The sequence below is a fragment of the Massilia sp. CFBP9012 genome (assembly GCF_034045115.1).
Classification (GTDB): Bacteria; Pseudomonadota; Gammaproteobacteria; order Burkholderiales; family Burkholderiaceae_D; genus Telluria.
The window spans coordinates 55048-67994 of record NZ_JAXCWM010000014.1; the positions used below are offsets into that span (position 1 = coordinate 55048).

Genomic DNA, 12947 nt, shown 5'->3' on the forward strand with positions numbered 1-12947 from the left:
TCACCATCACACTATGGCAACGGAAAAATTTGAAGTAGTACACGATGCGCCGATGCTGGTCGGCGAGTCCGCGATCTGGCACGAAGTCGAATCGGCGCTGTACTGGGTCGATATCGAGGGCTACACCGTCAACCGCCTGCACGCGGCGAGCGGCAAGTTCACCTCGTGGAAGATGGGGTCGAACCCGTCGGCACTGGCGATCGACGACAACAACTTCCTGGTCGTAGCCACCCGCCACGGCCTGCTGCGCCTGAACACCACCGACGGTTCGGAAAAGCCGATCACCGACGCGCCCTATGATCCGTCCAAGGTGCGCTTCAACGACGGCCGGGTCGACCCTGCTGGCCGGTTCTGGATCGGCACCATGTACGAACCGCGCGACCAGCCGGCCGCCGAGATGTACGTGCTGGACAAGGATCAGTTGCGCCAGGCCTGGAGCGGCGGCATGACCAACTCGAACGGCCTGGCCTGGAGCCTGGACGGCCGCACGATGTACCACGCCGACACCACCACGCACCGCATCGACTGCTACGACTTCGACCCGGCCACCGGTGAGCAGAGCAACCGCCGCACCATCGTAACCTTCCCGAGCGACAAGTCGGCGCCGGATTACGGCGGCCGTCCGGATGGCGCCACGATGGATTCCGAGGGCATGTACTGGGTGGCGATGTTCGAAGGCGCGCGCATCCTGCGCATCGCGCCAAATGGCGAGATCGTGCGCGAGATCAAGCTGCCGGTGAAATGCCCAACTTCCGTCGCCTTCGGTGGGCCAGACCTGCGCACCCTGTACATCACCAGCGCCAGCCATGGCAGGTCCAAGGAAGAGCTGGAACAGTATCCGCTCAGCGGCAAGGTACTGTGCATCAAGATGGATGTGGCAGGGCGGGAAGAACCGGAATACCGCGCCTAGGCGTACCGGTGTCCGGAATATTTATACGCAAAGTATGCACGTCATTCCCGCGGAGGCGGGAATCCAAGTGAAGTCACAGGATGTTCATGCTCTTACGTCGCCCGAACGTTCATCGGAGGTCGATTTTCAGGCCACTGGCCGGGCACGCTTGGTTTCCCGCCAAGGCGCCCGGTGAGGGCGGGAACGACGTGGTTTTTCCTATGAAGCGGCCTTTTTCAAGCGCACGAAATTATTCCGGACGCGAAGGCGCCTAGACACAGATGGCGTGAGCCAGCGCACCGAAGAAGTCCGCCTTCGCAGTTATATTGCACTGCAACATAACTGCGGAGGCGGCAGTGGCAAAAACTACTTCGAGCACCCGTTTGCTGCGCGACCTGGCGCGCGCCGCCAAATCGCAACGCAAGCTGGTTGCCAAGCTGTTCGATATCTATAGCGCCAAGCCGAGCGCGCGTTCGGTGGCCAGGCCACCCAAGCCGGCGCGGCCGAAACCGGCGCCGCCTGCGCATGCGCGCCTGCCGGCCGCTTCAGGACAATGGCTCGAGGGGCATCACCTGCTCCCCTACTGGCTGTATCTTCCGCGACGAATTCCCGAGCACCCCGCACAAGCCGGCTGGCCGCTGGTCGTCATGCTGCACGGCTGCCATCAAACCGCGCCCGAATTCGCGCAGGGCACGCGCATGAACCGGCTGGCGCAGGCAAAGGGTTACGCGGTGCTGTACCCGCAACAGCCGGCGAGCGCGCAGGCGCAGCGCTGCTGGCGCTGGTTCGACCGCGCCGCTCAGGAAGGCCGTGGCGAAACCGGCGTGCTGGCGGCGCTCATCGACCATGTGTGCGCCGGGCACCGCATCGACCGCCGCCGCATCTATGCGTGCGGCCTGTCGGCCGGCGCCGGCATGGCCGCCGTTCTGGCCCTGAACCATCCCGAACTGATCGCCGCGATCGGCCTGCATTCCGGTCCCGTGTTCGGCGCCTGCAACACCCCGATCGGCGCCTTGCACGTCATGCACCGCGGCGCCGAGGCGCAGGCCGATGCGGCCATCCACACCCTGCTCGATCGCCACGCCATGGGGTCGCCGGGCACGCCAGCGAGGTCGCTGCCGCCGATGCCGGCCCTGTTGATCCACGGCGAAGACGATCCGGTAGTCAATCACGTCAACCAGCAGCAGCTGGCGCGCCAGTGGCTGCGCCTGAATGGCATTCCGCTTGCCACTGCCAGCCGCGTCGCCGTGAAACCGGCAGGACGCAGCGGCGCCAGCAACGCGCATGAAATCCACGATTTCACGGTGCGCCGCAAGGTCGTGGTGCGCGTGGTGCGCATTGCCGGCCTGCGGCATGCATGGAGCGGCGGAGATCCGGCGCTCAGGTTCAATACGAAGGCGAGGCCGGATGCCAGCCGCATGATGCTCGATTTTTTCGGCAAGCACCGGCGCTGAAGGCGAGGCCTATCCCCGCCGCGCCATCTGCCCGAACACTCCGTCACGCCTCACCCATGCATGGAATAGCGCTGCGCCAAGATGGGCCAGAATGGTAAAGAACAGGACATAGGCCAGCACGCCATGCAGCGGGCGCAGGAAGCCATACATGACCGGGCTATGCGGCAGGATCGGGGGCAAATGAATGCCGCCGAACAGCGCCACCGGATAGGCGCCGGCCGACAGCATGGCCCAGCCGATGATCGGCATCGCGAACATGAGCGCATACAGCAGCCAGTGCGAGGCCTTGGCCGCCCACACCTGGATGCGCGGCAGGTCCGCCGGCAGCGGTGGCGGTGGATGGCGCAGGCGGTTCACCAGGCGCACGATCGCCAGCAACAGGATCGCGAGCCCGAGCGGGCGATGCAGGTCGAGCAGCAGTTCGCGGTGACGCAGCGACACCACCATGGCGGCGCCGACGAACAACATGGCGAGGATCGCGACAGCCATCGACCAGTGCAGCACGCGGGCCAGCAGGTTGAAGTGAGGTTGACGGTTCATTCTGCGCTCCCGCTGCCGGACTTGGCCAGGCCCTGGCTGATTTCACGTTCACGACGGTTGAACGAGACCGAATAGACCGCCGACCGGGCATGCAGCACCGGATCGTCGGTCGCCGCGATCCCCTTCGGAAGGATCAGCGGATCGAAGTTCAGGTCGAAGCAGGCGCCGCCGGCCTGCGCCTCGGCGCGCACCAGCGTCAGGGTGCCGACGCGGGTCTCGGGCCGGGTATCGGGCCAGGCTTTCGAAGGATCCTCGATCGGGTCGCCCCGCGCGGCAAACTGCATCACCATATCCCATTGCAGCGGCCCGGCAGCCAGGCGCTGGTCGAGATCCTCGCCCAGGAAATCCCGGCTCGCGCTCTTGAGCCGTTCCGGGTCGGCCGCCACGAAAGGCGCATGCGGCCGCATCGACCAGCGCACCGCGCGCTCCGTGCCCTGGGCGTCGATCAGGCGGAATGCGTTGACGCCGTTGAAGCGCGTATTGGCCAGGCTGTCGGGCGTGGGCGCGTTCTTCGACCACGCCATGAATTCGGCGATCTCGGGATGGTTTGCCAGGACTGCCTTCATTTTTTCCGGGTCGGGCTTGCCGGTGGCCGGATCCGGCAGGCGCGCGACGTTCATCGCCTGGAAGCCTTCCGGCGTGGACGACGCGAAGAACGGGAAACTGTTCATCGCCATGCGCCACTCCTGCCCGTCGTCCGTCTTGAGCTGCAGCGCCATGCCGCGCACGGCTGCCTTGTTGTCGGGCGCATGGGGATCGTTGCCGGGATTGGAAAAGCGGCCCAGCACCGGCGTCGACGCCTGCGAGAACACGCGCGCCGTCGACAGTTGCGCCGCTGCGGGCGTCGGTGCGAAGGTGCCGGCGATGCAGATGCCCTTGCTGTGGGCGCGGCGGAAACCCGGCTGGGGCGAACCCGACGCTTCGGCCGTATTGGCCATGGCCTGCGGCGTGACGCCTTTGCCCCCGAACCAGCCGCCGACCCAGGCGAACAACAGCGCCAGGGCCGCGACGATCAGGGCGATCGGCAGCAACAGGATAAGGGAGCCGCGGTGCGGCGAGGGTCTGGTCATGGTGGACGGCTTTCTTCGGCTGATGGTGTCAGTACAGGCCGGCGAATTGTCGCATGAACATCGGGAATGGCTCGCCACGGATGGGCAGTCAGCTGGAACGCCCCATCATCCGCGCCGAGTCGTAGCCGATCCGCACCGCACCCCAGTGCTTGCCCTGGAACACGATCGGCATCGACAAGTCATTGATCACTTCTCCCGTATCGCGCAAATAAGTCTGCAACAGGAACGGCTCGCGGTTCTTGGCCAGCCGGATCCCCACCGGATCGTCGAAGATCCGTTTATTGCGGCAGTACACGAGGTCGTGCTCGCGCTGCCCGGTCGACGGCCGTGAGAACTTGGTGTTGTGGGTCGGCGCGTATCCCCGGTTGTCGACCGCCAGCGCATACGCCGCGCCCGGCAAGTCGGTCAGCACGCGGTCGAACAGCTGCTGCAGGTCGCGTTCCACCGCGCGGTCGTACGAGGTCGTGAAACGCGGCGGGTCGGATTGCGGGATCGGCCGGTACTGCTGGTCGAAGATGTTCGCGCCGCCGGCCGCGTGGCTGCTCAGGCAGGCCAGCACCTGGTCGCGCAGCGTGGTGGTGGTGTCCACCAGCGCATCGAAGGCCGTGCCGCCGGTGCGGAAGCCCGCCAGCACGCCCTGCAGCTCTTCGGTGGCCACCCGCACCTCGTCGACGCGGCGCGAAGCGTCCTGCATCGTGGCCTCGGAGCTGGAGGCGTTCTGCGCCACCTCTTCCACCTTCGCATTGATCTGCTGGTTGACGCCGTCGAGCGACTGCATCGCCGCCGCCATCTGGTCGACGGTGGCGGTCATGCGCTCGAAGTCGGCCACAAAGGCGGTGAGGTGGCTGGCCGCGCTGCCGGCTTCGCGCGCCGACACGTTCACGCCGTCGAGGATGCCGGCGGTGGCGCCGGAGGTCGAGGTCACCAGCTCGCGCATCGCGCCGCTGGCGGTTGCGATCTTGACCGCTTCGGCATTGACCACCTGCGACAGGCGCCGCACCTCGGAGGCGACTACCGCGAAGCCGCGCCCGGCCGGGCCGGCGCGCGCCGCCTCGATGGCGGCATTGATGGCCAGCAGATTGGTCTGGTTGGCCACGTTCTCGATGACGGTGCCGAACTCGCCGATCTCGCGCAGGTGGCCGACCAGCAGGGTCACGGTGTCCGAGAATCCCTGCACCTGTTCCTCGATGTGGCGCATGCGCCGTTCGAGGCTCGTCAGTTCTTCCATCGATTCGCGCGCCGCCGCCAGGTTACGCTGGGCGGTGCCGGCGATGCGCAGCGTGCCGGCATTGACGTCGGCCGACAGCTCGGCCACTTCGCGCGCGCTGGCCGCCAGCGCATCGGCCGCCTGGTGCTGCCGCGCCGCCTGGGCCTGGGCCTGGTCGACTTCCTTGCGCAGGCGCGCAGCATTGATCGCCGTGCGGATGCTGCCGTCGCGCGCCTTGACCACCAGCGTGCGCACGCTTCCGGTCACGCCGTGTCCCGCACCCGCCAGTGCGCGCGCCCTGCGGAGCAGTGCATTCATCCAAGTGTTCATTGTCCCCTCCGTTGCCATCATTGTGGCGATGCGTATTGATTTGTGGAAACTATAAGCGCAATTACCCATGATGTCATTCACACCGTACGACGAACCCAGCTTTCGTCGCTTTCGCACCACCGATTCGGGATGGCAATCCTTAAACCGAATTCTTCCGAGAGGATTCCACTGGACACATCCATATCTTGAAGATTTTCTCGGAAAGCCTTGTAGATATGTTATTTAACCTGAAAAAGAATATCTTCAATCATCGAAATCCAGTCCAATAACGCGAAAATAATCCATCGAAATTAACGACAAAAATAAATTTATCATTTTAAAACAATCACTTGTGTTTTATTGCCAAGTTATTTCGCATATTCTGAGCATTTTCCATAAATATCCCGGCATTTTGAAATGAATTCTACGAAGACTGGTATGATGAATTGACCGATGTTCGCGATTTTCGCGAAAAACGACAATCAAGGACACAATGAAAAATCATCGGCTAAGCGAATTCATTCACAGTGATATGGAACGCATCCTACAAACCTGGGAAGACTTCGCGCGGACCATCGAGCCCCCGGCCTTGACCATGGATGACGTCGAGCTTCGCGACCATGCCCGTCAAATGCTGCACGCAATCGCCGATGACCTGGCCACGACGCAGACGAGCGCCGAACGCACCGCCAAATCGCAAGGCCTGGGCAAGCGGGAACGTGCCGATACGGCTGCCGAAACACATGCCGAGGCGCGCCTGTTGTCGGGCTATACCGTGGTACAACTGGTTTCCGAGTACCGTGCGCTGCGCTCGAGCGTCCTCACCCTCTGGATCGCCGACGAACGCAAGGAATATGCAACAGACGTGGCCGATATCACGCGGTTCAACGAGGCGATCGACCAGGCGCTCGCGGAATCGGTCGCACGCTACGAGTCCATGGTGAAACGGTCTCAGAACATGTTCCTGGCCATCCTCGGTCACGACTTGAGAAACCCGCTGGGTACGGTCGTCACGGGGTCGCAACTCATCATGGCCGCGGTCGATATTCCTCCGAAGTACATCCTGGTAGCGACCCGCATGTACAACAGCGCCAAACGCATGAGCAAGCTGGTCAGTGACCTGATCGACTTCACGCGTACGCACCTCGGGCCGGGTATTCCGATTCACGTAAGACAGGGGGACCTGGTCCAGGTGTGCGAGGACGTCGCCAATGAATTGCGCACTTCGCAGCCGGAAATGCAGATCGACTTCCTTGCCCCGAACAGCATCGAGGCGATCTTCGACGGCGCGCGGATCGGGCAGATGCTGTCCAACCTGGCGGGCAACGCAATCCAGTATGGCAATGTCGACATGCCGATTACCATCAGGCTGCAACGCAGCGACGATGATGTCGTTATCACCGTCAACAACCATGGCGACCCGATCGATGCCGATGAGCTGGCGCGCATCTTCGATCCGCTGGTGCGCATTGCCGCCGAGTCCGGCACGGGCGAATGCACCAGTCTGGGCATCGGATTGTTCATTTCCCGCGAGATCGTTCACGCCCATGCCGGCCACATCAAGGTGAGCTCCAGCGCGCAGGAGGGCACCACGTTTACGGTCACCATGCCGCGCCTTCCCGCCGGCTTCTCCTCGCCTGCGACCGGGCGTAACCGGGCCGGCGAAAGAGCCGCGTGGTAGGCCCCGCGGCCGGCAAGGACGGCCGGCTGCCGCGCAAGGTCCTCGTGGTCGACGACGAGCCCGACCTCGTCGAGCTGGCACACGCCCTGCTGGGCTATCATGGCATGGACGTGTGCATTGCCCACAGCGGCGCAGAGGCACTGGAGATGCTTGCCGCCGATCCCACCATCGACGCCTTGTTTTCCGACGTCATGATGCCCGGGATGACCGGGCTGGAACTGGCTGACGCCACCTGTCTGCATCACCCGCACGTCCATATCGTTCTCACGTCGGGCTATACGGCGCCCGAACTCATCGTCCCACACGGCAGGCAATACGCGTACATCCCCAAACCGTACCGGATCGAGGATGTAATCGGGCGCCTGCGCCGCTAGGCCGTCGGCACTGCGATGGTGACGGCCAGGCCGGCGCCTCGGCAAGCTCTGCGCCCCAGGCAAACTGGATATGGCACACTGGTCGCGCGGATGCGTCTGTAGTAGATTTACTTGATCGAGAATAAATTATGTAGTAAATTTACATCAGCTTCCGATTGTCCTGTTCCTACTGCAGACCTATTCCCTATGGCTATTTCCGATTTCGACCTCGTTTTCTTTGGCGGCAGCGGCGACCTTGCGATGCGCAAGCTGTTGCCCGCGATGTACTCGCGCGACGTCTGCAATGACCTGCCCGACAGTAGTCGTATCATCTGCGTCGGCCGCGACGAGGCGACGCAGGAGGAATTCCTGCGCATGGTCGAGAACAACTCGAAGCCGCATATCAAGGACACGGTCCACGAGCCGAGCTGGGTGCGCTTCCTGCAGCGTATCACCTACGTGGCGCTGAACGCGACCGACGTCTCGACCTACCAGGCACTGGTCGAAGCCCTGCGCGACGACCCATCGCTCACCCGCGTCTATTACCTCGCCACGCCGCCGCAGCTGTTCGCCAAGATCTGCGACAACCTGGCCGCCACCGGCCTGGCCACGCCGAACTCGCGTGTGGTGCTGGAGAAGCCGCTGGGCCGCGACCTGGCCTCGGCCAAGCAGATCAACCTGGACGTCGGCAAGGTGTTCGCCGAATCGCAGATCTACCGCATCGACCACTACCTGGGCAAGGAGACCGTGCAGAACCTGCTGGCGCTGCGCTTCGGGAACATCCTGTTCGAGCCGCTGTGGCGGCGCGAATGGATCTCGGACGTGCAGATCACGATCGCCGAAAAGATCGGCGTCGGCAACCGCCTGGGCTACTACGACAATTCCGGCGCGCTGCGCGACATGCTGCAGAACCACCTGCTGCAGCTGCTGTGCATCGTGGCGATGGAACCGCCGACCTCGATCGCGCCGGACGCCGTGCGCGACGCCAAGCTGCAGGTATTGCGGTCGTTAAAACGTTTTACCCCGACCACGCTGTCGCAGAACATCATCCGCGGCCAGTACCGCGCCGGCTACATCGACGGCCAGCAGGTGCCGGGCTACCGCGAGGAACCGAATGCGCCGAAGAGCTCGCGCACCGAGACCTTCGTGGCGATGAAGGCCGAGATCGACACCTGGCGCTGGGCCGGCGTGCCGTTCTACCTGCGCACCGGCAAGCGCATGGCCGACCGCCTGGCCGAGATCGTAGTGCGCTTCAAGCCGATCCCGCACTCGATCTTCAACCAGCCGACGTCGAGCTTCCAGCCCAACAGCCTGGTGATCCGCCTGCAGCCGGACGAAGGCCTGTCGATGAACCTGATGGCCAAGACCCCGGGCGACTCGATGCGCCTGAAGCAGGCCGAGCTCGAACTCGATTTCCGCGAGCAGTTCAAGGCGCCGCGCATGGAGGCGTATGAACGCCTGCTGCTCGACGTGCTGCGCGGCCAGCTGACCCTGTTCATGCGCGGCGACGAACTGGAAGCGGCCTGGGAATGGGTCGAGCCTATCCTTGAGCACTGGGAACAGGACGACAGCGCCCCGGCGCCGTACACCTCCGGCACCTGGGGCCCGGCCGCCGCCAGCGCCCTGATCGGCCGCGACGGCCTGCAATGGCGCGAAGAATCGCTGCCGGAAGACTGACCGGCACCCGAGACATATTATGCTGCTCGACTCGATCCGCACCCAGCTCGACACGCTCTCCAAATCGGAGCGCAAGGTCGCGCTCGCGGTGCTGGCCGCGCCTTCCGCGACCGTGAGCCAGAACATCACCGCCCTGGCGCGCAGCGCCAGCGTGTCGGAACCGACCGTGGTGCGCTTTTGCCGCACGCTCGGCTACGACGGCTGGCACGAGTTCAAACTCAAGCTGGCGCAGGGCCTGGCGCTGGCGCTGCCCGGCGCCAGCGAGGCGCCGCACCAGGACGACCTGGCCTCGGACCTGATCAACAAGATCTGCAGCCGCTCGATCAACACCCTGCTCGACCTGCGCAACAACCTCAAGCCGGAACTCGTCCAGCAGGCGCTCGAGATCCTGGCGCGCGCCAACAAGATCGAGTTCTACGGCCAGGGCACGTCCGGCTTCGTGGCCGCCGACGCCCAGCACAAATTCTTCCGCTCGGGCGTGCCAACGGTGGCCTATACCGACCCGTCGATCCACTCGATCGCGGCAGCCCTGCTGCGCGAAGGCGATGCGCTGGTGGCGATCTCGCAGCGCGGCAACAACCCGGCGCTGACCCGTTCGGCCAAGCTGGCCAAGGCCGGCGGCGCCGACGTGATCGTACTGGCGCCGTCCGGCACGCCGCTGGCCGAGATGGCGACCCTGCTCATCCCGATCGACCTGGTGTTTGCGACCGATCCCTATACCCCGATCTCGGCGCGCCTGGCCTACCTGGTGGTGATCGACGTGCTGGCGGTGGGGCTGGCGCTGCGCCGCGGGCCGGAATTCCGCAAGAAGATGCAGAATGCGCAGAAGGCGCTGCAGGAATTCGATATGCAGTTCGATTCCTTCATCGGCTGACCGTGCGCTGACGGAAAGAAACGCATTTGGTCTAGAATGGACGGTTCCTGACGATTGCCGATCAACCCATGCCCCTCATTGTCTCAATGGCTGATCGGTCCTGACTAGCCAATGCCAACGTTCTACAAGCTACTCCTGTCGGCCCTTGTTGCGGCCGGCGCCCTGACGATGTGCATGGCCAAGTCCGAGCTGCGCTTGCCCGCTCCGGTCGTGATGCGCGGCGTGAGCGGCGTCGAGGACGTCGAATTGCGCCACATCGGGTTCGACCGGCCCGGCGCGGGCCCATTCCAGCCCCTGTTCGGCCTTGACGACGTGTTGTCGGCCAGCTATCCGTCCGTGCTATATCTCGACAAGGTCTATCGTCGTGCCGGCCCGGGCAGCTTCGTCGTGCATCCCCGCGGCGACGTCCGCTCGCGCTACGTGGTCGAGGAACTCGCGGACCGGTCCGACGACGGGCCCGATCGCATCACCAGCCTGTCCATCCGCGACCTCGACAGTCAAGAACTGCTCGGCCGGAAGTATCTACGCGGCCGGGTTGGCGAAGATGCGATGGCATTCGTGCGCAAGGTGCTGGGGACGGCAGACCCGGCCGGCGGCCAGCCCGACGCGCCAACGTATGGCGCAGCACCCGTGACGCACACGCCGCTTCGGGCCGGCCGCATCGACCCTCCCGTCCATGGCGGCGATGGCTGCCCTCCTTCCTACCGGATCGCGACGGCGGCGTCGCCCCAGCAGTTCGATGCCGGCGCGTGGTCGTTCCGGCCGCGGGGCGACGTCGACAGCTTTGCCTGCACCGGCAACTTCATCCTGGTGGCGTCGGGAGACGGCGCGCGCCTGCTGCTCGACCTGCTGGACCCGACCGGCAAACACCTGTTCCAGACCGAGGTTGCGATGCCGCTCGATGCGCGCGCCGACGCGACCGTGCTACGCCTGCGGGTGAACGGCGAGCGTCTGCAGACCGACGTGCATTATCGTCCTGGCAAGCTCCCCGACGGCAAGCCGAGGCTGCGCGAGCGGTTCAGGCTGCTTATTTCGATGACGCCGCCGGACGTCGGAGCGCCTGCGGCAGCGGTGGCTGTAAAATAGCGGTTTTCGACCAGCATTTTCGCCTGACATGCATATCAATCCCGAACGCAGCGACCGTCCCGACTATGACCTGCTGGTGCGTCAAGTGACCAGCGTCCTCGAGGGCGAGCGCGACCTGACCGCCAATGCATCCCAGTTCTCGGCCCTGATCTACGATACGATCTCCGACCTGAACTGGGCCGGTTTCTACTTCACCGTGCCTTCCAAGAAGGGCGAAGGCCAGGACCTGCTGGTCGGGCCATTCCAGGGCAAGCCCGCCTGCGCCCGCATCCCCTTCGGTCGCGGCGTCTGCGGCACCACCGCCGCCCTGCGCAAGACCATCGTGGTGCCGGACGTACATGCCTTCCCGGGCCACATCGCCTGCGATTCGGCGTCCGCCTCGGAAATCGTCATTCCGGTGATCAAGGATGACAAGCTCATTGGCGTGTTCGATATCGACAGCCCGAAGCCGGACCGTTTTTCGGACGAGGACCGTGCGGGGCTGGAGGCCATGCTTGCGGCGTTTGTTGCCGGTACCGATTTCTGATCAGGGCTGCGGGTTTGCAGGCAAGCTTGGGTTCCCGCCTGCGCGGGAACGACGTGCGTAGGCTTGTGGTACTGAAGCGCATCCCTTGTCTCGCAACCTAGCGACCGTCATTCCCGCGCAGGCGGGAATCCAAGTTCCGCCAACGAAGCCGCACCACCAGATCCCAAGTTCCACATCAACGAGACCACCATGAACCAACTCGAACAGCTCAAGCAATACACCACCGTGGTCGCCGACACCGGCGACTTCCAGTCGATCAAGGCCTATGCGCCGCAGGATGCGACCACCAACCCGTCGCTGATCCTGAAGGCCGTGCAGAAGCCGGAATACCGTCCGCTGCTGGAAAAGGCGATCGCCGATGCGCCGGGCGCCTCGGTCGAAGCGATCGTCGACAGCCTGCTGATCGCCTTCGGGGTCGAGATCCTGAAGTACGTGCCGGGCCGCGTCTCGACCGAGATCGATGCCGCGCTGTCGTTCGATACCGAAGCCACCGTCGCCAAAGGCCGCGAGCTGATTGCCCTGTATGAAAAGAACGGCGTGTCGCGCGAGCGCGTGCTGATCAAGATCGCATCGACCTGGGAAGGCATCCGCGCCGCCGAGATCCTGGAAAAGGATGGCATCCACTGCAACCTGACCCTGCTGTTCTCACTGTGCCAGGCAGTGGCCTGCGCCGAAGCCGGCGTCAAGCTGATCTCGCCGTTCGTCGGCCGCATCTACGACTGGTACAAGAAATCGACCGGCACCGACTATCAAGGCGCAGACGATCCGGGCGTGCAATCGGTGAAGGGTATCTACCAGTACTACCGCAAGTTCGGCTACAACACCGAAGTGATGGGCGCGAGCTTCCGCAATACCTCGCAGATCCTGGAACTGGCCGGTTGCGACCTGCTGACCATCTCGCCCGACCTGCTGCAGAAGCTGGCCGACAGCGAGGCGCCGGTCGAGCGCAAACTGGTCAAGGACGACAGCGCCAATATCGAGAAGATCGCGATCGACGAAAAGACCTTCCGCTTCATGCTGAACGAAGACGCGATGGGCACCGAGAAACTGGCCGAAGGCATCCGCGCCTTCGTGGCGGATTCGCTCAAGCTCAAGCAGATGATCGAAGGCATGCGTTAATTGCAGCGCGGGCGACTGCTACGTCAGCCGCCCGGTCAGGCCTTCTTTTGCTGGCCCTAAAACGTCGTCCCCGCGCAGGCGGGGACCCAAGGTGCGAGCGTCTCGACAGCGCAAGCAGTACTTGGGTCCCCGCCTTCGCGGGGACGACGTTTTTACGCTAAC

At 64.2% G+C, this 12947-nt stretch carries 12 protein-coding genes; 9 read left to right on the top strand and 3 right to left on the bottom strand.

The annotated features are described in order from the left end of the window. Positions 1–13 precede the first annotated feature (13 nt). Together SOM61_RS21440 and SOM61_RS21445 are read left to right on the top strand one after the other, a co-directional pair. The gene (locus SOM61_RS21440; protein WP_320475960.1) at positions 14–910 is read left to right on the top strand and encodes an SMP-30/gluconolactonase/LRE family protein; all 897 of its coding nucleotides are present in this window, start codon (positions 14–16) and stop codon (positions 908–910) included. A 335-nt stretch (positions 911–1245) separates the two neighbouring features. After that, entirely contained in the window at positions 1246–2343 is a 1098-nt protein-coding gene (locus SOM61_RS21445) for an extracellular catalytic domain type 1 short-chain-length polyhydroxyalkanoate depolymerase (RefSeq protein ID WP_320475961.1), read from the top strand. A gap of 9 nt (positions 2344–2352) precedes the next feature. On the opposite strand, the gene SOM61_RS21450 is transcribed toward SOM61_RS21445, so the two are convergent. The 3 genes from SOM61_RS21450 to SOM61_RS21460 all read right to left on the bottom strand — a co-directional run bounded on the left by SOM61_RS21450 (position 2353) and on the right by SOM61_RS21460 (position 5478). Further along, positions 2353–2883, bottom strand: a complete 531-nt coding sequence (locus SOM61_RS21450; protein ID WP_320475962.1) for a cytochrome b — start codon at positions 2881–2883, stop codon at positions 2353–2355. Further along, positions 2880–3953, bottom strand: a complete 1074-nt coding sequence (locus SOM61_RS21455; protein WP_320475963.1) for a catalase family peroxidase — start codon at positions 3951–3953, stop codon at positions 2880–2882. The genes SOM61_RS21450 and SOM61_RS21455 overlap by 4 nt, the downstream gene beginning before the upstream one ends. Before the next feature lie 88 nt (positions 3954–4041). Further along, positions 4042–5478, bottom strand: coding sequence for a methyl-accepting chemotaxis protein (locus tag SOM61_RS21460; protein ID WP_320475964.1), 1437 nt, complete (start codon positions 5476–5478; stop codon positions 4042–4044). A 523-nt stretch (positions 5479–6001) separates the two neighbouring features. Here SOM61_RS21460 and SOM61_RS21465 point away from each other — a divergent pair. From SOM61_RS21465 to tal, 7 genes are all read left to right on the top strand, one after another. Further along, positions 6002–7150, top strand: a complete 1149-nt coding sequence (locus SOM61_RS21465; RefSeq protein ID WP_475439534.1) for a sensor histidine kinase — start codon at positions 6002–6004, stop codon at positions 7148–7150. Further along, entirely contained in the window at positions 7144–7524 is a 381-nt protein-coding gene (locus SOM61_RS21470; RefSeq protein ID WP_320475966.1) for a response regulator, read from the top strand. The genes SOM61_RS21465 and SOM61_RS21470 overlap by 7 nt, the downstream gene beginning before the upstream one ends. A gap of 186 nt (positions 7525–7710) precedes the next feature. Continuing rightward, a complete protein-coding gene (gene zwf, locus SOM61_RS21475) occupies positions 7711–9180 on the top strand; it encodes a glucose-6-phosphate dehydrogenase (protein WP_320475967.1) in 1470 nt (489 codons plus the stop codon). Positions 9181–9199: 19 nt separating this feature from the next. Then, a complete protein-coding gene (locus SOM61_RS21480) occupies positions 9200–10054 on the top strand; it encodes an SIS domain-containing protein (protein WP_123067741.1) in 855 nt (284 codons plus the stop codon). 111 nt (positions 10055–10165) lie between these two features. Next, positions 10166–11140, top strand: coding sequence for a hypothetical protein (locus SOM61_RS21485; RefSeq protein WP_320475968.1), 975 nt, complete (start codon positions 10166–10168; stop codon positions 11138–11140). A gap of 28 nt (positions 11141–11168) precedes the next feature. Continuing rightward, entirely contained in the window at positions 11169–11666 is a 498-nt protein-coding gene (locus tag SOM61_RS21490) for a GAF domain-containing protein (RefSeq protein ID WP_320475969.1), read from the top strand. 189 nt (positions 11667–11855) lie between these two features. Continuing rightward, the gene (gene tal / locus SOM61_RS21495) at positions 11856–12785 is read left to right on the top strand and encodes a transaldolase (protein WP_320475970.1); all 930 of its coding nucleotides are present in this window, start codon (positions 11856–11858) and stop codon (positions 12783–12785) included. Positions 12786–12947 lie beyond the last annotated feature (162 nt).